At 45.7% G+C, this 23,548-nt stretch carries 21 protein-coding genes; 10 read left to right on the forward strand and 11 right to left on the reverse strand.

Translation table 11 applies throughout. The features are described from left to right. The first annotated feature begins 13 nt into the window (after nucleotides 1-13). On the forward strand, nucleotides 14-745 hold the full coding sequence (locus DSM107010_RS26855; protein WP_106167291.1) for an alpha/beta fold hydrolase: 732 nt from the start codon (nucleotides 14-16) through the stop codon (nucleotides 743-745). Nucleotides 746-805: 60 nt separating this feature from the next. Here DSM107010_RS26855 and coaBC read toward each other — a convergent pair whose 3' ends face one another. From coaBC to DSM107010_RS26870, 4 genes are all read right to left on the reverse strand, one after another. Beyond that, on the reverse strand, nucleotides 806-2,014 hold the full coding sequence (gene coaBC / locus DSM107010_RS26860) for a bifunctional phosphopantothenoylcysteine decarboxylase/phosphopantothenate--cysteine ligase CoaBC (RefSeq protein ID WP_015154999.1): 1,209 nt from the start codon (nucleotides 2,012-2,014) through the stop codon (nucleotides 806-808). 56 nt (nucleotides 2,015-2,070) lie between these two features. Then, on the reverse strand, nucleotides 2,071-2,211 hold the full coding sequence (locus tag DSM107010_RS38755; RefSeq protein WP_158631869.1) for a hypothetical protein: 141 nt from the start codon (nucleotides 2,209-2,211) through the stop codon (nucleotides 2,071-2,073). Further along, nucleotides 2,208-2,420, reverse strand: coding sequence for a protein IsiD (gene isiD, locus DSM107010_RS26865; protein WP_106167292.1), 213 nt, complete (start codon nucleotides 2,418-2,420; stop codon nucleotides 2,208-2,210). Before isiD ends, DSM107010_RS38755 begins: the two co-directional genes overlap by 4 nt. Nucleotides 2,421-2,695: 275 nt before the next feature. Continuing rightward, the gene (locus DSM107010_RS26870; protein ID WP_015154997.1) at nucleotides 2,696-3,313 is read right to left on the reverse strand and encodes an alpha/beta hydrolase; all 618 of its coding nucleotides are present in this window, start codon (nucleotides 3,311-3,313) and stop codon (nucleotides 2,696-2,698) included. 40 nt (nucleotides 3,314-3,353) lie between these two features. On the opposite strand from DSM107010_RS26870, the gene DSM107010_RS26875 reads away from it, so the two are divergent. From DSM107010_RS26875 to DSM107010_RS26890, 4 genes are all read left to right on the forward strand, one after another. Further along, a complete protein-coding gene (locus DSM107010_RS26875) occupies nucleotides 3,354-3,578 on the forward strand; it encodes a hypothetical protein (RefSeq protein ID WP_158631870.1) in 225 nt (74 codons plus the stop codon). A gap of 22 nt (nucleotides 3,579-3,600) precedes the next feature. Then, on the forward strand, nucleotides 3,601-5,157 hold the full coding sequence (locus DSM107010_RS26880; protein WP_106171169.1) for a YcjF family protein: 1,557 nt from the start codon (nucleotides 3,601-3,603) through the stop codon (nucleotides 5,155-5,157). Nucleotides 5,158-5,423: 266 nt separating this feature from the next. Then, nucleotides 5,424-6,323, forward strand: coding sequence for a segregation/condensation protein A (locus DSM107010_RS26885; protein ID WP_106171171.1), 900 nt, complete (start codon nucleotides 5,424-5,426; stop codon nucleotides 6,321-6,323). 200 nt (nucleotides 6,324-6,523) lie between these two features. Then, nucleotides 6,524-7,690 (forward strand): nucleotidyltransferase family protein, encoded by a 1,167-nt coding sequence (locus DSM107010_RS26890; RefSeq protein WP_106168333.1) that lies wholly within the window; start codon nucleotides 6,524-6,526, stop codon nucleotides 7,688-7,690. 98 nt (nucleotides 7,691-7,788) lie between these two features. Here the strand turns inward: DSM107010_RS26890 and speA are convergent, their stop codons facing one another. After that, complete coding sequence (gene speA / locus DSM107010_RS26895) at nucleotides 7,789-9,798, reverse strand: biosynthetic arginine decarboxylase (RefSeq protein WP_106168332.1); 2,010 nt, start codon at nucleotides 9,796-9,798, stop codon at nucleotides 7,789-7,791. Nucleotides 9,799-10,089: 291 nt separating this feature from the next. On the opposite strand from speA, the gene ndk reads away from it, so the two are divergent. Further along, complete coding sequence (ndk, locus tag DSM107010_RS26900) at nucleotides 10,090-10,539, forward strand: nucleoside-diphosphate kinase (protein ID WP_039716236.1); 450 nt, start codon at nucleotides 10,090-10,092, stop codon at nucleotides 10,537-10,539. Between the two features lie 43 nt (nucleotides 10,540-10,582). On the opposite strand, the gene DSM107010_RS26905 is transcribed toward ndk, so the two are convergent. Then, entirely contained in the window at nucleotides 10,583-11,317 is a 735-nt protein-coding gene (locus DSM107010_RS26905) for a TerC family protein (protein ID WP_015154991.1), read from the reverse strand. Nucleotides 11,318-11,632: 315 nt separating this feature from the next. Between DSM107010_RS26905 and acs the strand changes: the two genes are divergently transcribed. Then, nucleotides 11,633-13,603 (forward strand): acetate--CoA ligase, encoded by a 1,971-nt coding sequence (gene acs, locus DSM107010_RS26910; RefSeq protein ID WP_127024327.1) that lies wholly within the window; start codon nucleotides 11,633-11,635, stop codon nucleotides 13,601-13,603. 126 nt (nucleotides 13,604-13,729) lie between these two features. On the opposite strand, the gene DSM107010_RS26915 is transcribed toward acs, so the two are convergent. The 5 genes from DSM107010_RS26915 to DSM107010_RS42455 form a co-directional block, all read right to left on the reverse strand. Next, a complete protein-coding gene (locus DSM107010_RS26915) occupies nucleotides 13,730-14,470 on the reverse strand; it encodes an ATP-binding cassette domain-containing protein (RefSeq protein WP_106168330.1) in 741 nt (246 codons plus the stop codon). A 93-nt stretch (nucleotides 14,471-14,563) separates the two neighbouring features. After that, nucleotides 14,564-15,736, reverse strand: coding sequence for an ABC transporter permease DevC (devC, locus tag DSM107010_RS26920; protein WP_106168329.1), 1,173 nt, complete (start codon nucleotides 15,734-15,736; stop codon nucleotides 14,564-14,566). Nucleotides 15,737-15,839: 103 nt separating this feature from the next. After that, on the reverse strand, nucleotides 15,840-16,994 hold the full coding sequence (devC, locus tag DSM107010_RS26925; protein WP_127024329.1) for an ABC transporter permease DevC: 1,155 nt from the start codon (nucleotides 16,992-16,994) through the stop codon (nucleotides 15,840-15,842). 77 nt (nucleotides 16,995-17,071) lie between these two features. Further along, nucleotides 17,072-18,235, reverse strand: coding sequence for an efflux RND transporter periplasmic adaptor subunit (locus tag DSM107010_RS26930; RefSeq protein ID WP_106169195.1), 1,164 nt, complete (start codon nucleotides 18,233-18,235; stop codon nucleotides 17,072-17,074). A 72-nt stretch (nucleotides 18,236-18,307) separates the two neighbouring features. Continuing rightward, nucleotides 18,308-18,433: a hypothetical protein gene (locus DSM107010_RS42455; RefSeq protein WP_255409978.1), complete on the reverse strand. Its 126-nt coding sequence runs from the start codon at nucleotides 18,431-18,433 to the stop codon at nucleotides 18,308-18,310. A gap of 124 nt (nucleotides 18,434-18,557) precedes the next feature. On the opposite strand from DSM107010_RS42455, the gene DSM107010_RS26935 reads away from it, so the two are divergent. The 3 genes from DSM107010_RS26935 (at nucleotide 18,558) to DSM107010_RS26945 (ending at nucleotide 23,347) form a co-directional block, all read left to right on the forward strand. Beyond that, nucleotides 18,558-20,015: a sensor histidine kinase gene (locus tag DSM107010_RS26935; RefSeq protein ID WP_106169197.1), complete on the forward strand. Its 1,458-nt coding sequence runs from the start codon at nucleotides 18,558-18,560 to the stop codon at nucleotides 20,013-20,015. 93 nt (nucleotides 20,016-20,108) lie between these two features. After that, nucleotides 20,109-20,285 carry a hypothetical protein gene (locus DSM107010_RS38760; protein ID WP_015154984.1) on the forward strand — a complete coding sequence of 59 codons (177 nt, stop codon included), beginning with the start codon at nucleotides 20,109-20,111 and terminating at the stop codon, nucleotides 20,283-20,285. Nucleotides 20,286-21,067: 782 nt separating this feature from the next. Then, nucleotides 21,068-23,347, forward strand: a complete 2,280-nt coding sequence (locus DSM107010_RS26945; protein WP_015154983.1) for a GumC family protein — start codon at nucleotides 21,068-21,070, stop codon at nucleotides 23,345-23,347. The last annotated feature ends 201 nt before the right edge of the window (nucleotides 23,348-23,548 follow it).

The following is a 23,548-nucleotide window of genomic DNA, read 5'->3' on the forward strand; positions in this document are numbered from 1 at the left end:
GAAGGAATTTTTCATGTCATTTCCCCATTATTTGTGGTTGAATACTAGTTCTAGTTTGCGCTGTTTTGAACAGCCTTTGTTAAATTATTTATCTAAACGAGTTTCAATCGCTCGTTGGGAATATTCGCAAACTCAAGACGAAGCGAGTTCGCTCGATATTGCCATAGGATTGTTACACGACTATCTACAAAATACAACCCATCCCGTTCACTTAATTGGACATAGTACGAGTGGCTTATTAGGATTCTTGTATGCGCGTCAATATCCTGAAAAGATTGCTTCTTTAACTCTTTTAGGTGTAGGTGCAGATGTTACTATTGATTGGCAAGTTCACTATTACACTCACTTACAAGCTCTAAATCGGAAAAAAGTTTTATCTACAATGGCTTATAATTTATTTGGGTGTTATGACGATCGCACAATTGAGGGATTAGTAAAGATTTTAGAAAAAGATCTCGATAGTTCGCTTTCACCCCATTCTCTTTGGCAAAGAGCTAATTTCCCTCATAATGGCGTGTCAGTACCATTAATGGTTTGTGGAAGTTTAGACGATCCAATTGTAGAAGCTACCGAACTCCATAAATGGCAACCTTTCTTAAAAGCAAGCGATCGCCTCCACCTTCATCCTGACGGCGGACACTTTTTTCACTTCTTTCAATCGCAACAAGCAGGAAAACATATTCTTAGCTTCTGGCAATCTTTAAGTTTATTAAATCAGCTAAAGGTAGTAGTTAATCCAGGATAAGTCAAAAGTCAAAAGTTAAAAGTTAAAAATTATTAGCTATAAATAGCAAATGACTAATGACTAATGACTAACAACCAGATCGAAAACCCGATGTGCCATTTCTAACTTAGTCCCAGGTGCGATCGCAATTCGATCGCCTGCTTTGTTTAAAAAAATCGCTTGATTGTTGTCGCTGCCAAATCCACTATCGGGTAGATCGATCGGATTGGCAACGATCGCATCTAATTTTTTGCGGTGTAATTTCTCTAAGGCTGGAGTGACTATATCTCCCGTTTGGGCAGCAAAGCCAATTAAAATTTGTTGGGGCTGTTTGCAATGTCCTAACTGGGCGAGAATATCTGTCACGGGTGCGAGGGGCAAACTTTCGGGTAGCGATCGCTTGGGTAACTTTTCGCGAGTATAGTTTGCAGGTTTCACATCTGCTACAGCCGCCGCCATCACTGTAATATCAGCAGTTGGAAAGCACTCTAACATTGCCTTCTCCATTTCTGCCGCACTGACAACAGGTAGCGATCGCACTCCTGACGGTATTTCTGCGTTGACAATACCATGTACTAGAGTTACATCTGCCCCCCGATGGAAAGCTGCTTGTGCCAAAGCTATTCCCATTTTGCCCGTGGCGGGATTACCGATAAACCGTACCGGATCGAGATATTCTCGCGTTCCACCCGCGCTAATTAAAACTTGTTTTCCTAACAAGTCTCGCTTGCCAGACGTACATAACAAAGACTGAATATGAGTCACAATTTCTGCTGGTTCCGCCATCCGCCCCGCACCAACGCGATCGCAGGCTAGTAACCCATATCCTGTAGACATACCATAAAATCGGTTGTCTGTCAATAATTGCTGCCAGTTGCGCTGTACTGCGACTTGTTGCCACATCTCCGTATTCATAGCTGGGGCTAGTAATACGGGGCAAGTAGAAGCCAATACTGTATTTGTTAACAGGTTGTCAGCCATACCATAGGCTAATTTCGCCAGCGTATTTGCTGTCAGGGGTGCAATTAGCATAATTTCCGCCCACTCCCCTAAAACGATGTGTAAGGGACGCTGATGAGTAGGTTGCCAAAAGTCTGCATCCGTATAAGCTGGATGGCGAGATAAAGTTGATACCGTCAGTGGAGTAATAAATTGTCGAGCAGAATCGGTTAGGATAACTCTTACTTCCGCCCCAGATTTAAACAGCGTGGAAATAACCTCGCAAACCTTATAAGCCGCAATCCCCCCGCCGATTCCAACTAACACCCGCCTGGGCGATTGTAAACTCATCTCAACTTACGACTCCTGTACGGGCGGGTTTAACCGCACAATTTACGTGCGATCGCCTAGATTTTTCCAAAAAACCCGCCCCTACAATTCATTCCAACTTCTGTACGGGCGGGTTTAACTCCAGAATTCTGGGCGATCGCCTCGGCATGTTTACAAAACCCGCCCCTACCATTAATTCCGAATTCCAAATTCTTCACGATTCGTCGTATGGTTCCAAATCGAGAAGATGAATATATGGTTCTACTAATTCTGGACGTTGAAAAGCGATCGCCCTGAGTAAATGCCAATCCTGCAAGCCGTCAAAAACATGCGTGTAGTTGTCTTGTTCTAAACGAGTTGCCAGTTCTGACACGTCTATTGCTGACATAGCAGCAATATCCTGCCGAGAAATACTTGAAGTCTTCATCATGCTGCGATCCTCCCCAGAATCAGTGACCAGTGACCAGCGACCAGTGACCAGTTACTAGTTAATTCCGAATTCCGAATTCCGAATTCCGAATTTTTTTCTAGCCCCCTATATATACTACTCACTTTATCAAGGGTGAATCTCCGCAAGTTAACGGATTGCGATCGTAATTTTAATACTTGTTAAGTAATTTCTTTTTGGTGCGTGGTAGTTGGTAGTTGGTAGTTGATCGCTGGTCACTACTCACTCTTCGCTCCGGACTTCGTCCCGCTTCGCTAACGCTCCTCGCTCCTCGCTGTCACAAACTGCTGAATCAGTGGTAGTACTTCTGGGCGAATTTCGTGTCCCATGTCAAATTCTTGGTACTGCACGGCAACCCCCAAGGCAATTAAATTATCTCTAGCGTACTGGGCTGCTTTGAGTGGTACAACGGTGTCTTGCTTACCATGCACGATGAGTACTGGCGGGACTTCATCTAAGGATTGGGATAGAGGATGCATATACCCGCTTAAGGCAATTAAACCCGCCAGAGGTAAGCCTAATCCTACATCCAAAGTCATTGCTGCGCCCTGAGAAAATCCACTTAAGATCGTTCTTGACAGGGGTACGCCAGTAGAAGCTTCGAGGGAAAGCAGCCAATCTTTCAAAATCTGCCTACTCTCATGAATGCCTTGATACTCTTGGCTAGAAAGGTCGTACCACATCCTACCTACAGAAGTATAAGGATGAGGAAAAGGGGCGTTGGGAAATAAAAATTGATATTTGTTTAAGTTTAATAAAGGTACGAGAGAGGCTAAATCTTTAGCATTTGCCCCCCAGCCGTGCAGTACCACAACCAATCCTGTTGGGTTCGTCCCCATTGTTGGCGCAACCGCGATCGCTTCTAAACTCAAAGCTTTACTCCCACCGTTCAGCTTTCTTAATATATCTTAAATGAGGGAGCAGGGAGCAGGGAGCAGGGAGGGACAAGGGAGACAAGGGAGACAAGGGAGACAAGGGGGACAAGGGAGACAAGGGAGACAAGGGAGACAGAGACAAGGGGGACAAGGGAGACAAGGGGGACAAGGGAGACAAGGGAGACAAGGGAGACAAGGGAGCAACTACCAATTACCCATTACCAACTACCAACTACCAACTACCAGACTAAGATTGGGGTAGTTACTTAGTCTCATCCTAATTGATGAAACGACTGCGCCCGATCACCATTATTGCTGGCATTGCTATTGCCTTGGGGTTAGTTCTGTGGTTGGTGAGTTCTGTAGCACAGATTGCCGAGGTATGCAGGTATTCGCCGCTACTGTGCAATTTCCTCATTGCCTTAATTATTGGGTTGATGTTGGCGTTGATTGGGGCAATTGTCTACTACATACTCGTCATTCAACGGGGAGAAAAGCGATCGCAACGGAGAAGACAGCAACGACAGGCGCAACAAACTCAGGTTCCGCCTCAAAAGACGGAAGCTGCTGCCGAAAATCTCTCAGCGGTAAGACAGCAAGTTGCCCAAATTCAAGATGAGGTGACGCGACAGGCATTAATCGAGCGATCGCAGGAGATTGAAGCAAATCTGGCGCGGGGAAATCTTCAAGTTGTCGTCTTCGGGACGGGTTCGGCTGGTAAAACTTCGCTGGTAAATGCCATTTTCGGGCGCATTGTCGGACAAATTGCTGCACCGATGGGAACGACGACGGTAGGACAAACCTATACTTTGCGCTTAAAAGGTTTAGAACGCAAAATTTTGATTACCGATACTCCAGGGATTCAAGAGGCAGGCGTGGCGGGAACGGAACGAGAACAGGTAGCCCGTCAGTTAGCAACTGAGGCAAATTTACTGTTATTCGTGGTTGATAACGATTTGCGGCAATCGGAATACGTACCTTTACGGGCGTTGATTGAAATTGGTAAGCGATCGCTATTAGTTCTGAATAAAACAGATTTGTATGCCGATGAGGATCGAGAACAAATTCTTGCCCGGTTGCGCGAACGGGTTAAAGATTTAATTGCAGCCAATGATGTTGTAGCGATCGCGGCTAACCCTCAACCCGTGACATTGCCAGAAGGGGAAATCTTTCAGCCAGATATTGAAGTCACTCCTTTATTGCGTCGCATGGCGGCGATTTTGCGGCAAGAAGGAGAAGAATTAATTGCCGATAATATTCTCTTACAATCTCATCGTCTGGGGGAAGAAGCGCGTCAGCTGATCGATACCCAACAGCGACAGCAAGCCGAGAAAGTTGTCGAAAGATATCAATGGATCGTGGCGGGTGTGGTGTTGGTTACGCCGATACCTGTAGCCGATTTACTGGCAACTGCGGCTGTTAACGCCCAAATGGTGGTAGAAATTGGCAGCGTTTACGGTTGTGAGTTAAATATCGAACGGGGAAAAGAACTAGCTTTATCTTTGGGTAAAATTTTGGCAAGTTTGGGTATTGTGAAAGGGGCATTTCAATTGCTCAGTGCTGCTTTACAACTCACCGTGCCGACTTTTCTGATTGGCAGGGCAATTCAAGCCGTGACTGCGGCTTATTTAACTCGGATTGCTGGCAGAAGTTTCATTGAATATTTCCGCCGCGATCGCGATTGGGGTGATGGCGGAATTGCTGCAGTCGTACAGCAACAGTTTCAATTAAGTCGCCGCGATGAATTTATTCGCGAGTTCGTACAGCAGGCGATCGCGCGGGTGATTCAACCTTTAAGGAGTCGCTCTCAAACTATAGAAAATGAGGAAGAGTGGCAATGAGAACTCATTAAGTGCCCAACTCCTCTAAGACTTACGTTTAGACTTCTTCAGAGACGACGAACGACTACTCCTTTAATTTTTGTTGAGTTATTTTCCCAATCTCGAATTTCCCCTTCAAGATCTTGCGGTAAGACTGAGGTAAAGTCAAAAGTCAAAAGTCAAAAGTCAAAAGTCAAAACTGACTGTTTGTCACTACTCACTTATGACTAATGACCAATGACTAATGACCAACGACCAATGACCAATGACGTTCTTTTAGGTCAAGCATGAATGCTGCTGAAATTTTTGAAGGAATTGCGCTGTTAATTGAGCTGGCACAGAGAGGAGAAATCGATCCTTGGGATGTCAGAGTCATTGAAGCGATCGATCGCTACTTGAATGCGTTGCTAGCTGCCCAAGAAATAACACCAGGCTCATACGAATCAAATTTATCTCAGTCGGGACAGGCTTTTTTACTGGCATCGCTGCTAGTCTTGTTTAAAGCCAACACCCTCACTGGACTAGATTCTCCCCCTGACGAGTTAGAACTGGATACAGAAGAGTTATTGCTGGTAGGGGAAGGGGAGTTTGCGACGCGGTTACGTTTGCCTCTAGAACAGCAATTACATCGTCGTCCGGTTGCCGTACCTCCCCAAAAACGCCCTGTAACCCTCCAAGATTTGATCGAGCATTTGCAGCTAATTGCGACTCAGTTGCAGTCTGAAGGCAATCTGACAGCCAAAACTAGCCGCAGCCGCCGTTCTGTATCTCAGTCACGCGCAGATGCTCGCCAGCCCTTAGAACTAGCTCACCAGGAAAATCTGACTCAAGTAGCGCGAGAACTGGAAGAGTTTTTATCTCGCTACTCGTCACAATTTTTTACTTTAGAACAAAATTGGCTAAATTTAGAACAGTTAGTAGATTTATGGACGCAAACGAAACAAGTTGCCACATCCATTGCAGCTACTATGTCTCATGGTGAATTACTGAGCGATCGCGGTTGCACCTCATCGCAAAAACACGAAAAAGTCAGCGTCTTTTGGGCGTTGCTGCTACTCTCAGCCCAATCTAAGGTGGAATTATCGCAGGAAGAGTTTTATCAAGAAATTAAAATTAAGAGTTTGGGTGGTTCCGAACAATTGGCGATCGGCGATACTGACTCCAAAACCACTGTATGTTCTGTTTAAAAGGGGGGCAATCGCGCTTGGCAAAAAGTATTTAGTATGCTGTACTTGGCTGGCAACTACGCTGTGTAGTTTTCGGGATGATTTCGGTAGAGAATTAAACGAGGATCGAAAATGCAATCAAACGATCGCATTTGTTTTTAATCAAGAGTAGATTTTGCATCAATCGCTTACAGTTGTCTCATGTTGAGGAGTAGCTTCTAATGAAAGCCATGATTCTGGCAGCGGGTAAGGGTACGAGAGTCCGCCCCATTACCTACACCATCCCCAAACCGCTCATTCCCATCCTGCAAAAGCCAGTGATGGAGTTTCTCCTTGAACTATTGCGCCAACACGGTTTTGACCAAATCATGGTCAACGTCAGCCATCTAGCTAACGAAATCGAAAACTACTTCCGCGACGGACAGCGCTTTGGCGTACAGCTTGCCTATTCCTTTGAAGGAAAAATTGTTGATGGCGTTCTCGTTGGAGAAGCGGTAGGATCTGCGGGAGGAATGCGGCGAATTCAGGACTTCGCGCCGTTTTTTGACGATACCTTTGTTGTACTGTGCGGCGACGCGCTAATTGACTTAGACTTAACGGCAGCAGTGAAATGGCATAGAGAGAAAGGCTCTATTGCTACAGTCATCATGAAATCCGTTCCCCGCGAAGAAGTCCCTAGTTACGGGATTGTGGTGACAGACGAAGACGGACGAGTCAGAACCTTCCAAGAAAAGCCAAAAGTTGAAGAAGCTCTGAGTACCAACATTAGTACGGGAATTTATATATTTGAGCCAGAAATATTTAATTACATTCCACCTGGAGAAAATTTTGATATTGGTAGTCAACTATTTCCCAAACTTGTAGAAAAAAATGCACCTTTTTATGGCTTGGTGATGGATTTTGAATGGGTGGATATCGGTAAGGTTCCCGATTACTGGCAAGCCATTCGCGGCGTACTCCAAGGTGAAATTAAAAACGTCCAAATTCCAGGACATGAAGTTCGTCCTGGGATTTACACTGGTCTGAGCGTTGCTGTGAACTGGGACAAAGTAGATATTACTGGTCCCGTGTATATCGGTGGAATGACGCGGATTGAAGATGGGGCGAAAATAGTTGGTCCTACCATGATCGGTCCCAACTGCTATATCTGTGGCGGCGCTACAGTTGACAATAGCGTCATTTTCGAGTATTCGCGTTTAGGTCCGGGAGTCCGCCTCGTAGATAAGCTCGTCTACGGGCGCTATTGCGTCGATAAAACGGGAGCCATGATTGATGTCCAAGCTGCTGCCTTAGACTGGTTGATTACGGATACCCGCGTCGAAACGCCATCCCAGCCTGCAATTGAAAGACAGGCGATCGCTGAACTACTAGGAATTGAGGCTAGTTAATAATGCATGTAGGGGCGCACAGCTGTGCGCCCCTACAGATATTTTTGCGCCCCTACGGATGTTTTTGCGCCCCTACAGATGTTTTTTATCTCTACAACTTACGTTGGCGAAGACAAATACGTATATCGGCTGAGACTCTGTTCGTAGGTTTGGAGGAGACGCTGGGATTCTTGCAAGGTAATTTGTTTTTCTAACATGGCTTGTTCGCTGCGCTGGCGGATACTTTCTACCAGATCTTCAGCATCGTACTGTACGTAGCCCAAAACTTCAGTCATGGTGTCGCCTTTAACAACATGTTCGATCTGATAGCCTTTGGGCGTTAGTTGAATGTGGACGGCGTTAGTATCTCCAAACAAGTTATGTAAATTACCCATGATCTCTTGGTACGCACCATTGAGGAACATGCCCAGATAGTAGGGTTCTCCTGGTTTGTAGGAATGCATTTCTAGCACGGATTTCACATCTCGCAAGTCGATAAAGCGATCGATCTTGCCGTCGCTATCGCAGGTCAAATCTGCTAAAATCCCCCGGCGATCGGGTTCTTCGTCTAAACGGTGGATCGGCATGATCGGGAAAAGCTGATCGATCGCCCAGCAATCCGGCGCTGATTGGAATACGGAAAGATTGACGTAGTAGATGGAAGCCATGATCTTTTCTAACTCTTCCAAATCGTCGGGTACGTATTCCTCGTGACGGGTTATAGCCATTAGCTTCTCGCAGCAAGCCCAGTAAATCCGCTCTACCCTAGCTCTTTCTGTCAGGCGCATAATTCCCAAGTTAAAGCGGCTGATGGCTTCATCTTTAAACTGCACCGCATCGTGATACGCCTCTTGATAATTTTCGTTAGTAATCGATTGGTAAGTTTCCCAAAGGTGGTGGACGATTGGCGGTTCGTCCTCCTTGGGTGGTTCTGGCGTACCGAAAGGAACATCGGAAGTACTGACGACATCAAAGATCAAAACCGACTGATGGGAAGCAACCGCTCGTCCGCTTTCACTGATCAGGGTCGGAACTGAAACTTGCCTTTCCGCACAGGCGTATTTCAACTCTGCCACGATGTCATTGGCATAGTTTTGCATGTTGTAGTTTTTGGAGGCGTAGAAGTTAGTTTGGGAGCCGTCGTAGTCTACACCCAAGCCGCCACCTACATCCAAATACTTCATGTTTGCTCCCAGCATCGCCAACTCTACATAAATGCGGCTGGCTTCCTGAATCGCGTCTTTGATGACATTAATCGCGGAGATTTGGGAACCGATGTGGAAGTGGAGTAATTGCAGCGAACCGAGGAGATTGGCGGCGCGTAACTTTTCTACCGCTTGAATGATTTCGGGGATAGTCAAACCAAATTTAGCGCGATCGCCTGTAGAAGTTCCCCAGCGTCCCATTCCTTGGGTACTGAGTTTTGCCCGCACGCCCAAAATTGGCTGAATTCCCAACTGGCGACTTGCTTCAATTGCCAAATCGACTTCTTCAACTTGCTCTAGGACGACGATTGGTGTTTGTCCTAAACGGCTGGCTAGCATGGCGATTTCGATATATTCCTTATCCTTGTAGCCATTACAAACAATCAGCGCCCCCGGAGTATCTAGCAACGCCAAAGCAATCATTAACTCTGGTTTAGAGCCAGCTTCCAAGCCGAACTGGTGCGGTTTGCCAAATCGCACCAAATCTTCAATTAGGTGGCGTTGTTGGTTGCATTTGACCGGAAATACGCCACGATAGACACCAGGATAGTTGTAACGCGCGATCGCTTTGGCAAAACAAGCATTCAACCGCTCGATCCGGTCTTCTAAAATATCGGAAAAGCGAATTAACAGAGGTAGTCCCAAATTTCGCTGTTTTAAAGCATTTACCAACTCGTACAAATCCAACGAACCACCGCGATCGCCTTTGGGAGAAACTGTAATATGACCAGCGGCATTAATCGAAAAATAAGGTTCGCCCCATCCCTGAATGCGGTAGAGCGCTTCGCTGTCCTCAATCGTCCACGAACGCGATAATTTACCAGGAGCGATGTGCAACGACTTCTTCTTTTCGTTTTTTAGCTCGGTTGTGGTTTGCGCAACCGTCGCTGGCTCCATTTCTTCTACAGTTGGATCTGCTCCCATCTCTATTCTCACCTCGTCTTTCTAACCTCTGTACAGCCCCACGCATAGCCAGTGTAACTTATTCAAATTAAGGTCATTGGTCATTTGTGAGTGGATAGTGGCTGGTGGCTAGTGGCTCGACTCAATTCTTGTCACTAGCCGCTAGTCATTAAGTAACTGACAACTGATAACTGATAACCGATCGCCGATTTAAGATAATCTAATTTTGATATTTGTTACTTGTCACTAGTCATTAGTAAGTTACAAATGACAAATGACCAATGACCAATGACAACTCAAAGGAACATAGCTGTGGAACGCACATTTTTAGCAATTAAGCCTGATGGCGTACAACGAAGTTTAGTCGGTGAAATTATTCGTCGTTTTGAAGCTAAAGGCTTTACCCTGGTTGGGATGAAGTTTATGAAAGTCAGCCGCGAACTTGCCGAGCAGCATTATGGCGTTCACCGAGAAAGACCTTTTTTCCAAGGTTTAGTCGAGTTTATCACTTCGGGTCCCGTCGTAGCGATGGTTTGGGAAGGCGATGGAGTTATTGCTTCAGCGCGGAAGATGATCGGTGCTACTAACCCCCTAACAGCAGAACCAGGAACAATTCGGGGCGACTATGGCGTTAACATTGGGCGTAACATCATTCATGGCTCCGATGCACCGGAGACTGCCCAACAGGAAGTTAGCCTCTGGTTTAAGGAAGAAGAACTAGCGAGTTGGGAACCTAGCTTGACTCCGTGGATTAAGGAGTAGGGAGTTGTAGAGACGTTACATGTAACGTCTCTACATATAGCAACTACTTTGGTACTTCAGCCTTTTCTTTATTTTCTGTAGGTACGATCGCTTCAGGAGAGTCCTCAACATTGCGTTTGGAAAAGCCCCAGAGAAATAACAGCGCGATCGCGGTTATCATTAACCATTCTGGGGGTACTAAAGCATCGTTAGCTACCCGCAGCATCAGCCGCAATCCTACTAAGGCAACGGTAATGTATCCGGCATCTTCTAAGTGGGTGAATTCATCTAACCAGCGAATGAATAAACCTGCCATGAATCGGAGGGTGATAATACCAACAGTAGCCCCCGTCAGTACCAGCCAGCGTTCTTGAGAAACTGCGATCGCTGTAGTGACGCTATCGAGAGAAAATGCTAAATCTGTGAAGGCAATGATGGGGATAGCTTGCCAAAGCGCTTGAAATCGAGGTCCGTGGTGCAGGTGGTCTTCGTCTTCTGCTGAGGTAAAGTGTTGAAATACTAGCCACAGTAGATAAAGCGCACCTAATAGCTCGAACTGCCAGTATTGCTGTACCCAAGTTGCTGTCAAGATTAAGGCAATCCGCAGCACGAAGGCAACTACTAAGCCGAGATTGAGCGCTTGACGTTCGAGTTTTTTATTTTCTAGTCCTTGGGCGATCGCGGCTAGGGCGATCGCATTATCAGCCGAGAGTACCGCCTCTAAAAAGATCAAAATGGTTAAGACTGCGGCGGTTTCAATGCTGGCGTGATATGGGGAATTTAGTATTTCGTCTATCATTAACAGTTTTTAAACCTGAAGACCCTACAGATACAGCTTGTCAAAATATGACTCTTCCATTCAGCTTAACCTGTTGAGCGGGAGAGAGGGAGAGTAGGCTAGGCGTTGCGATCGCTTGAAATCGCGTTCTCAACCGGATAATTCACAGCCAGCTTTGTTCCAGCTACAACTTTCACGATCGCAAATAGTGATGGAGCTATCTGACTACAATTGTCGAATACGGGTAGTCGCCCATCTTAACGAAAATCAAAACAATTTCGGGTAAATCTGCATTCAGAATGGTTTTTAGTAGCAATAACGATTACAGCGATCGCTATGTCACAAATTACGATTGAATCCATCCTGCAAGAAAAGCGTTTATTTCAACCGCCAGCAGAATTTTCACAAAAAGCACACATCAAAAGTTTTGACGAATACGAAGAACTCTATAACAAAGCCAAAGCCAATCCACAGCAATTTTGGGCAGAACTAGCGGAAAAAGAATTGCATTGGTTCCAAAAATGGGACACGGTGTTAGATTGGCAACCGCCGTTTGCGAAATGGTTTGTCGGTGGCAAAATAAATATTTCTTACAATTGTCTCGATCGCCACCTTACCACTTGGCGTAAGAACAAAGCTGCTTTGATCTGGGAAGGCGAACCAGGCGATTCTCGCACCCTCACCTACGCGCAACTACATCGGGAAGTCTGTAAATTTGCCAATGCCCTCAAACAGTTAGGGGTAAAAAAAGGCGATCTTGTCGGAATTTATATGCCGATGATACCCGAAGCCGCGATCGCCATGTTAGCCTGTGCCAGAATTGGCGCACCTCACAGCGTTGTCTTTGGTGGTTTCAGCGCCGAAGCCTTGCGCGATCGCCTGAATGACGCTCAAGCTAAGTTAGTCGTGACAGCCGATGGCGGTTGGCGTAAAGATGCGATCGTTCCGCTTAAAGATCAAGTTGATAAAGCTTTAGCTGATAATGCCGTCTCTACAGTCGAAAACGTCCTCGTTGTCAAGCGTACGGCACAACAAGTTCACATGGAAGCAGGGCGCGATCGTTGGTGGCACGATTTAGAAAAAGGCATATCGGCAGATTGTCCCGCCGAACCGATGGACAGCGAGGATATGCTGTTTGTCCTCTATACTTCCGGTAGCACGGGTAAACCCAAGGGTGTTGTCCATACAACCGCAGGTTATAACCTCTACACCCACATGACAACCAAATGGATCTTCGACCTGCAAGATACCGATGTCTACTGGTGTACGGCTGATGTCGGTTGGATTACCGGACATAGCTACATTGTCTACGGTCCCCTGTCCAATGGTGCAACTACACTGATGTATGAAGGTGCGCCGCGTCCCTCCAATCCTGGGTGCATGTGGGACGTAATTGAAAAATACGGCGTGAATATCTTCTACACCGCACCTACGGCAATTCGTGCCTTTATTAGGGCGGGGGAACACTTGCCCAAAGCCAGAAATCTCTCTTCCCTGCGTTTACTCGGAACGGTAGGCGAACCGATCAACCCCGAAGCTTGGATGTGGTATCACCGCGTTATCGGAGGCGATCGCTGTCCGATTGTCGATACTTGGTGGCAAACGGAAACTGGGGGTATCATGATTACACCCTTACCAGGAGCAATCCCCACTAAACCTGGTTCGGCAACTCGTCCTTTCCCTGGTATTTTGGCTGATGTCGTAGATTTAGAAGGCAACCCCGTCGGCGATTATAACGGCGGTTATTTAGTCGTGCGTCACCCTTGGCCTGGAATGATGCGGACAGTGTACAACGATCCCGACCGCTTCCGCCGCACCTATTGGGAACACATCCCCCCCAAAGATGGACAGTACGTCTATTTTGCTGGAGACGGGGCGAGACGGGATGAAAATGGTTATTACTGGGTGATGGGTCGTGTCGATGACGTGATCAACGTAGCCGGACACCGTTTGGGGACGATGGAAGTTGAATCAGCCTTGGTGTCTCATCCAGCAGTAGCTGAAGCCGCCGTCGTGAGTAAGCCAGATGAGGTGAAAGGAGAAGAAATCGTTGCCTTTGTCACCCTAGAAGGGACGATAACACCCAGCGAGGCGTTGAACAAGGAACTCAAGCAGCACGTCGTCAATGAAATTGGGGCGATCGCGCGTCCTGGCGAAATTCGCTTTACCGACTCTTTACCCAAAACCCGTTCGGGGAAAATCATGCGGCGGTTACTCCGTTCTCTAGCCGCAGGTGAAGAAGTTTCTGGGGATACTTCTACTCTCGAAGATCGTAGCGTGTTGGATAAGTTAAGGGAAGGCGCTTAGGAAATCGGCTGATGTAGAGACGTTACATGTAACGTCTCTACACCCGAACATGTAACATCTCTACACCCGACTTCCGACTCCTGTACGGGCGGCGGGTTTAGAAACCCGCCCCTACCGACTCTTGCATCAACTAAACATTCTCCGATCGATACTTTTCGGATCGCGATGGGAGACAAAATTCTCTAAATTTTCGTCTGATTCCAGGCGACCTTCGACTAAGTTGATAATGCGATCGGCAACATCTAAAATACTATTGTCGTGAGTGACAATTAAAATCGTACACCCTTGCTCTTTAGCTAGTTTTTGCATTAATGTCACGACTTCGCGTCCCGACTTTTTATCTAAGGCAGCAGTGGGTTCGTCTGCTAAAATTAGTTGCGGTTGATTGACTAAAGCACGGGCGATCGCGACTCTTTGTTTTTGTCCTCCCGATAGGGCATTGGGTTTATAATCGACGCGGTTAGCTAAACCCAATTGACTCAACATCTCTACTGCTAATTTGCGCTTTTCTCGCCAGTTATTTGTTAATTCCACAGCCATTTCTACATTTTGCGAGGCAGTCAGAGATTCAAATAAATTGTGTGCTTGGAAGATAAAGCCAATATTCCGTCGTATTTCTACCAATTGAGATTTGTTGAGTCCGACTAATTCTTTTTCTAATACTAATAAATTCCCTTCATGAGCCGATCGCAAGGCTCCAATTAAACTCAAAAGAGTTGTTTTCCCCGAACCCGATGGACCAGTCATAATCACGATTTGTCCCTTGGGTAAATCGAGATTGATGTCGGACAATACCTGGGTACGTAAATCGCCCTGCCCAAAATAATAATTGAGTCGGCGAATTATAACAGCAAATTTATCTGTCATAAGCTGTCACGTATAGCAGAGAGTCGGGACTCGGGAGTCGGCAATAGAAAAATTTTGACTTTTGCCTTTTGACTTTTGATTTACGGATCTTATTCACGAACCAAATACCTCCGCCGGATCTGTCGCTTGAACTTTACGCACGGCGATCGCGCCCGAAATTAAACACATAATAAATGTAGCAATCAGAATATTAATTGCTCGTTCCCAAGTCATTTGCATTAACAAACCTGTAGAACTAGCTGTCAAACTATATAGTCCCAAACTGATAAAAAATCCTGGAACAAAACCAAAAAACACGAGAATCACCGATTCCTGCAACACGATTCCTAGCAGGTGAAAATTAGAATAACCGATCGCTTTGAGCGTGGCATATTCTGCCCAATGTTCTGCTACATCTGTATACAAAATTTGATAAACCAAAATAATCCCGACAAAAAAAACCATCGTTGTTAGCAAAGAAAACACAAAGCCAATTGCCGTGTTTTCTTGCCAGTAGCTTAATTCTTTTTGCACGAACTCGGCTTTCGTCCACACGGCGACATCTTGCGGTAGTTGCTGGCGCAGTGCAGATGCGATCGCATCCACATCAGCATTTTCCGCCACTTTCAATAGTCCGATATCGACAGTATTGAGCGTGCGGCTGTCTTCCTCTGGAGCCAAATTAGCAAAATAGCGCAAAAAATTTTGGTCGCTAATAACAACATTGCCATTTCCAGAAGCAAAGTCCGTTCCCAAACTAAAAGTACCCACCAACCGAATTTGCTGTTCTGACAACTCGGTGACTGTACCAGGAGCGATCGATCCTACTTCCGATCGCGATTGGTCGTCAATGAGTGCCGTCCAAGGTAGCTTCAACGCCTCCCGATTTTGTAAAATTCCAGGCAGAGGCAATACAGGGTCATCAGGATTGAAAGCAATGACTCGCAATGGTCTGATGGTTTTCGTTTGAGGATTTTTCCAATCGCCTGTAGTCGTGTAAAAAGGATAGGCAGCGACTACACCCTCAAAAGTCTGTGCTTGATAAAGTCGTCGGCGGGCAAATTGCTCTGGTACAAACATATTGTACTTGAGCCGATTGACGATCAGAATTTCTCCATTGAGCCGTTTTAGCAGTTGTACTTGGCTGTCGTACAAAGCATTTTCAAACCCTTGAAAGATAAACATCAACAACACGGCAAAAGACACCCCTGCAACTGCGGTCAGCAAGCGGCGCTTTTCATGAGTCAAATTGAACCAAGCCAAAGGAGTGTGACGGGGGGGAAGCATAACTAACTAGGGGCTAGGGAGTTCGGAATTCGGAATTCGGAATTCGGAATTAAATAATCCCACACTACGCTCTTACCAACTACCAACTACCACTGATAACTGATTAAAAGACTTCAGCAGGATCGGCGTTGATGACTTTTTGCAAGGAGACCAAGCCGGAGAGGGTACACATGAGGATCGTTAGTAGCAGCACGAGAATAGCGCGTTCGAGTTCCATTGCAATTGGTAGACCTCCACTAGTGGCTCTGAGGGTGAGATCGTATAGACCGAGGGAGATAGCGAAGCCTGGAATGTAACCTAGAAGGGCAAGAATAATTGCTTCTTGAATGACGATCGCGCATAAAACTCGGCTGCGATAACCCATTGCTTTGAGGGTGGCATATTGCCGTAAGTGGCTGGAAACGTCGGTGTAGAGGATTTGATAGACGATGACGACACCGACAATACAGGAGACAATCACCCCCATACCAAAAATAAAGCCAGTGGAAGTTGCCCCAATCCAGTAGGCGCGATCGCGCTGGATGATTTCTGCTTTCGTAATCACTTCGACATCTTTGGGCAAAATTTGCCGTAATTCCTGGACAACTTTATCGAGATCTGCGTCCGATCGCAGTTTCACCAGTCCTAAACTGACGCGGTTGAGCCCAAAGGGGTCGAAATAGCGGCGAAAGTTTTGATCGGTCATAATTAACGTTCCATCAGCAGCAAATCCGCCGCCGAAGGTGTATTGACCACCAATCGTCACCTTTCTGCCGATTCCTCTCGATCGCGCTTCGGTTGTCGTGCCAATTTCCTGAGTTCCGTATTCGGGGCGGGAAAGGCGATCGTACAGAACGGTATCTGGACGTAGAAGCGCGGCTCGATTTGCCGGAGAATCCAATTCTGGAATTAAAAATACTGGATCGTTGGGGTTGATTCCAAAGGCAAAGATCGCCCGACTCAGGCGAGTTTCGGGGTTGCGCCACTGGAGATAACCTAAATAGAGTGGCATAGCTCTTTCTACACCGTTAACTCCTCGTGCTTGATAGATCCGCTCGATCGCAAAGGGTTTGGTACTGCTAATTTCTAAAGCTAATGGCGATCGCAAATAGATATCGGCATTAATTTGCTCGTACATTTGGCTGGCAGATTTTGCCAGAGAACCCAAAAAACCCAAGTTCATAAATACGAGAATGACCGCAAAAGAAACTCCGGCGATCGCGACAACTAACCGCGTCTTTTCGTGTACCAAATTCAACCAGGCGATCGGAGTCTTCATGTTCAGTGACCAGTGACCAGTGACCAGTGACCAGTTTTTTTTGATTTTTGCATTTGCGTGAAAGACACCAACTGCTGTTATTTCACGTCTATTTTCACGTCTACCTGTAAATTGGTTAGAGCTGCTACTGTTTGGCGATCGTCCAAAAGCACTCTCACTTCTACTACCCGTGCATCGGCATTAGCCGCCGGATCGTCATCGAGAACGTTATTTTTAAAGATCTGCCAGCCAATTTCCGATACTTTTCCGGTTATTGGTTTGGCGAAAGCACCGTTACGACTGGTAATAGTTGCCTTCTGCCCGACTTTTACCAACCCCACATCAGATTCATAGACCTCAGCCACGGCATACATCCGGCGCGTATCTCCCATTTCCACGATGCCGTCATCGGCGATCGCCTCCCCAGGATAGGCAAAAACCCGTAGAATTCTTCCAGTTCTGGGAGCGCGAATAATTGTCCGCTGCAACCGCGCTTCGGCTAATTCCAGATTTTGTGCTGCCGATCGCGCTGCAACTTGCACTTGCGTTAATGGTAGATTTGCTTGCTCTGACTTCAGTTGAGCTTCTGCATTGCCCAAATTCGCTTTCACGGCATTTTCCAGCCGAATCAAGGAGGCTTTGGCGTTGTTGAGTTGTTCCTGCAAGCTGCGTGTCTGACTGACTTGCCGATCTAATTCTTGCTTGGCGATCGCGCCTTCTTGATAAAGGTTTTGGTTGCGTTGTAAGTCAGTTTGTGCTAAAGCTAACTCTGCTTCTATCTGCCTAACAGTTGCTCTTTGCGCCTCTACCTCAAAAGTTCCGGGGCGATTGACCTGTTGAATTCGCGTTTGAGCTTCTTGGATTTGGGCTTGAGCGTATGCAGTTGATGCTTTTAGCCTCTCCTGCGCTTCAGCTAATTGACTAGCAGCATAATTTCTTTCCGCCAGCCTCTCATCGTAACTTTCTAAATAAGCAATAACCGCCCCTACCTTGACAAAGTCGCCGCGTGAGACTAGTAATTTGCCAATTCGTTCGCCATTAGGACCACTGACGCGAATTGCTTCCCCTTCCGGTTCTAGTCGTCCGAGCGCAACAACTGTTACCTTTTGAGGTAGAGGTGCAGGAGTCTGAGATGCTGTTGGTTTAGCTCGGTCAGAATTTCTTAACTGAGTAACTCCGATACCAATTAAACCAAGCGCGATCGCCCCCGCAGTCACACCTATAATCCAACCCCGTCTGGGCTTTAACTCCTTGAAAATCATAATCTCGACATCCGCCGATGTAATTTGTTTTAGCGTTCCCTCTCTTTACCTCAGCAGTGACAACAACCTCTCTTATCGAGCTAATCGCCATGCTACTACCGAAATATTTTGCAGTCCATTATTTCTGACTCGTAGTTTATAATTTGTCATTTGTATGAGTTGTTGGTAATGGGTAATAGGTAATCGGTAATAGGTCATTTATCGTTTGCGGTTTTCTCCGTTTGTCCCCTTGTCTCCCTTGTCTCCCTTGTCTCCCTTGTCCCCCCCTCTCCCTTGTCTCCCTTGTCCCCTCTTTCTTCTCCTTACCCCTTATCCCTATTTAATGTTCCAAACCACTCGTCGCCGATTAGCACTTTGGTATACAGCCGTTACTGCTATCCTACTGCTCCTATTTGCCAGTGGGATGTATTGGTACGTCCGTAATACCCTGATCGAACGGATTGACGATACCTTAAATCATGTCGTAGAAGTTGTTGGGCGATCGCTGGTCATCGAACCAATTTCCCCAGAAAGCGGACAACGGTTGAATATTGAAGCTTCTTTTCGAGATAATGCCGATACAGTTGATGACGATCGCATCGATTTAGAATGGTTTAGCCCCACTGGAGAACTACTCTGGTCAACTTTTACCGCACCTTTAGATATTCCCCTCCACCCTAATCGCACGGGTGAAACCGTTCAAATTAGTCACCATCAAGACACAGAAAACACTCCCTCACTCCTCACTCCTCACTCCTCACTCCTCCTCAGACAAGTCACCGAAAGAATCCAAATTGGAAGACAAGTTTTAGGATATTTGCGCGTCAGTCATCCTTGGTTTGAAGTCACTAAACCAAGTCAGCAACTCGCTTTCGATTTAATTTTGGGTATTGGATTGATGCTCGTTTCCGTAGCGCTTTGCGGTTGGTTCCTTTCGGGCAAAGCAATGGAACCCGTCAAAGATTCTTATCAACGTTTGAAACAATTTACTGCTGATGCTTCCCATGAATTGAGAAGCCCGATCGCTTTAATTCAAACTAACGTTCAAGTGGCTTTAGCAGAATTAGATTCAGCCGGAGGACAAGGCGCAGGCTCGTTAAAATACGGACAACAGTTAAAAGTAGTAGAACGATTAACTAAACGCCTCGGTCGTCTCGTGGATGACTTATTATTTCTAGCACGTCAAGATAGCGGGATCGTTCAGCCACAATTTTCTACCTGTCCCTTAGACGCACTATTAATAGAAGTAGTAGAAGAACAGCAATTCGCCGCAGCAGAAAAGAAGATCAAAATTTTCCTAGATTTAACCGCACCAACGGAGACAGAAACCGAAGACGATTGGTTTACCCTCCAGGGAGACTGGAATCAACTAGCACGATTATTTACAAACTTGATTGGTAATGCTATACATTACACTCCAGAAGGTGGTGAAATTCGGGTCGAGCTACAACATATCTCTACTAACAAAGAACTTTTTTCTCCGCCCCTTCTGTACGGGCGCACTGCTGCGCGCCCCTACCATTCGCTCCTCTCTTCTCGCCTTCAAGTCAAAGTTAAAGACACGGGTATTGGTATTCCCGAAACTGCTTTACCTCACTTATTCGATCGCTTTTATCGCGTCGATCCTGCTCGGACTCACGCGACAGGATCGCAAGCAGTACAAGCATCAACAGGTTCGGGACTGGGTTTAGCAATTGCGGCTGCGATTGTTGCCAACCACCAAGGACAAATTACTGCCGAAAGTACTCTCGGACAAGGTACGATTTTTACCGTCACTCTACCCGCGAGTGGTGATGCGTAAATTAAGCGTGAGAAAAATTTTATCTCCCGACTTCACAGCTTATTCACTTTCTCGTCCTATTTTTGAGACAATAACAGATGGGAGGACAGATTCATGAGCGACTTAGAGCAGAACGTCTTCAACGTACTCCAACGCCATCCTTTCTGTAGTGCTGTACTAGTTGCTTATAAGCTTGAGTTACCTATAGCTAAAGTTCAAGCTACCATGAACCAACTCATAGATCGTGGCATTCTCATTCCACAGTGCAGCAACTATAGCAATCCTATTTGATTCATGAACGTGGAGCAGGCTTCTAGCCTGCCGCAGGCTAGAAGCCTACTTTACGAATCATTTAGAACTACTATACAACTCGTTTCGATAATCTTGTCTCGATCGCATAGCAGCGATCGCTTCCGTATTTTTGCGATCGGTGAAAGTACGTGCAGATCATTTCCTAACTGTGAAAGTCGTAAAAATTTGGCATGACATCGATCGCTTTTATAATTTTTTGATCGAATTTAAGTCATGCTTTTTTAAGCTCCTGTGCCTTTGGCTTAGATTTAGGAGTTATTCGGCTCACCTCATTATTTTTTAATTACTTTCGCTCCACTTGCTTGCTAGATAAAACTACGATTCATGCAAGAAACCAGTAAGAAATTCAATATGCATATCCGAAATTTTACTTAATGTTTATAATTGAGCGATAAAATATAAAAATTCCGTAAATCCTCAATAAATGTGTAGTATAAAAGAAGACTAGCTAATATAGGTTGGTTTGCTACATAGTCGTTTTAACAAGTGATTTTCGGCAAAGGTCAGAGTGAACTGCGATCGCGCAGTATATTTTTATAGCCGTGTATTCGGTTAAATAGAAACTAAACTCTGACTTTTCAGAGCCGAAACATAGGTAAGCTAATAGCACAAAGTAAGTCAAACCATTAAGCATTTAACTATTAGTTAAATTTCCATAGAATAAGTATCTATATGCCTCCCTATACGCCCTCATAGGATAAAGTTTATTCAAACTTAAAACTACGAGTGCATTATGAGTAAACAATAAGTGGAAACCCAGAATGGAGACTAAAAACCATCTTCAGAAATTTTTAACTGAGAGCAATAGTCCTCAAAGTCAGGCTTTACCTTTGGCATCTAAAGCACAGCTAGAAGAAGGTGATGAAGGTGGTTTAAACATAGGAAAGCTAATTGCCGCAGTTCAAAGAAGAATGCTTGTAGTTGCGAGTGTAGCAACCACAGTTGCAGCCGCGGCAGTAGTTTATGGTTTACTAAGTAAACCAGTCTATGAAGGCAAGTTTGATTTACTGCTCGAACCGATAACTGCTGAGAATAAGCTATCGATATCTCCTCTCAACGAAATCAAAACCGAACAAAGAACTATTAATGAAACTGAAATTAAGGTATTACAGAGTCCAAAAATCATGACTCCTGTTGCCCAGCAAGTATTAACGCAGTATCCAAATACCGATCTGACCAAGCTCAAGTTTGAACGACTGCCAAATACTAATATTATTTCAGTGACTTACCGAGATCCAAATCCAGAAAAGATTAAGTACGTAATGGATCTTCTTTCTAAAGCTTATCTAGTTTATAGCTTAGAAGAGCGTCGGTCTGACGTACGAATGGGACTTCAATTTATCGAGGAGCAGTTACCAAAATTACGGCAGCAAGTTGAATCTTTACAAGAAAGACTCCAAACATTTCGGCAAAAATATGACTTAATCGATACTGAAGGGCAAGGTAGACAGCTGACCGACCGACTGAATCAAATTACGCAACAACGGCGAGAAACGCAGACCCAATTAGCCAGAACTCGCGCCCTCTACAATGCATTACAGCAGCAGTTACAAATGCGATCGCCAGAAGCAGCAGTCGTCACAGCCTTGAGTGAAGCACCCCGCTATCAAGCATTGTTAAACCAATTGCAACAGATCCAAACCAGGATTGCCGTTACAGCAGCGCAATATCGGGAAGATAGTCCTACAGTTCAGGCACTGCGATCGCAGGAACAAAATTTACTCCCCTTGGTAGAACAGGAAAGAAGAGCCATCTTAGGCAAGAATATACAAGTATCAAGACAGCTGCCAGCCTTTGCCTCTACCAATACTATTCGCCAGCAACAAACACAGCAACTTTTAGAGGCGGCTAACCAGATTCAAACCTTAGAGGCAGAAAATAAAGCGCTGACTCAAGCCGATATTGTATTAAGACAGCAGGTCAAGCAATTTCCCGCCTTGGCACGCCAGAATGACGATCTCGTAGGGCAATTGAAAATTGCTTCCGAAAACTTAAATCAGTTTTTAACTAAGCGCGAAGCATTACGCATCGATTTGGCACAGAAACAAGTGCCTTGGCAACTGATCACTCCTCCTACTGACCCTGAAACGTCTTCGTTGAGCCTGAAACGTAATTTAATGTTGGGGGCAGTCATGGGTTTATTGACGGGTATTGCAGTGGCATTGCTGATCGAAAAATTCAGCAATGTGATTCATACGCCTGAAGATGTGAAAGATTTAACCCGATTGCCACTACTCGGAGAAATTCCGCTGAAGAAAGACGCGAGTTCGGTTAAGGCTGGTGTTACCGAACTCGTAAAATCTATCAATCCGATCGCAAAATCGAGCCAACAAAAGCCACAAACTCAACAGCAAACTATGGCTCAGTTTTGGGAATCTTTGCGCTCTTTGTACACGAATATTCGCTTTCTGGGTTTCGATAAGCCGATCCGCTCTTTGGCTGTCATTTCTGCTGCTGCGGAAGAAGGGAAATCTACCGTGGCACTCCATTTAGCTCAAACAGCCGCCATGATGGGGCAGAGAGTGCTACTAGTAGATGCGGATTTACGAAATCCTAACATTCACAAACGCTTGGGTTTAAGTAACACCGTTGGCTTAAGTAATGTAATCGTGAATGACATCAATTTTCAAGATGTGTTGCATCGAGTCAATTGCGAACCAGTTGCAATCAAGAATAGCGATCGCGCCGAACTTTCTGTCAGCAAGACTTCGTTAGAAGTCGAGAGTTTGTACGTTTTGACAGCCGGACAAATTCCACCCAATCCTGCCCATTTGCTCTCATCTCACAAGATGCAAAACCTAGCAAAACAGTTTGAATCTGCTTTCGATCTGATCGTATACGATACGTCGCCACTATTAGGACTAGCAGATAGCAATCTCCTCTCTGCCCATATAGATGCGAGTATTTTAGTCGTAGGTATGGGTAAAGCTCATCGTTCGGCGCTGGCAAAGGCATTAGAAAGCTTAAAAATTGTCGGTAGCCCTGTCATTGGTGCAGTTGCTAACGGAGTGACGACAAGCTATAAGAGCGCTTACTATTAGTGTGAGAAGGCAGAAGTCGTAGGGGCGGGTTTTTTGTCCATGTCTGTAATAGAGCAAATAATGTTGCAATTAAACCCGTTTGTTCAGTTGTAGGGGCGGGTTTGTTAGCGATAGCCCGTACTAGTGGGACTTTAAAACTTTCTAAGCCCAAAGATAGCCTGACTTGGCTTTGTGAGCGGCAAATACGTTGATGTGGGTCAT

Source organism: Chroococcidiopsis cubana SAG 39.79 (genome assembly GCF_003991895.1).
Taxonomy (GTDB): domain Bacteria; phylum Cyanobacteriota; class Cyanobacteriia; order Cyanobacteriales; family Chroococcidiopsidaceae; genus Chroococcidiopsis; species Chroococcidiopsis thermalis.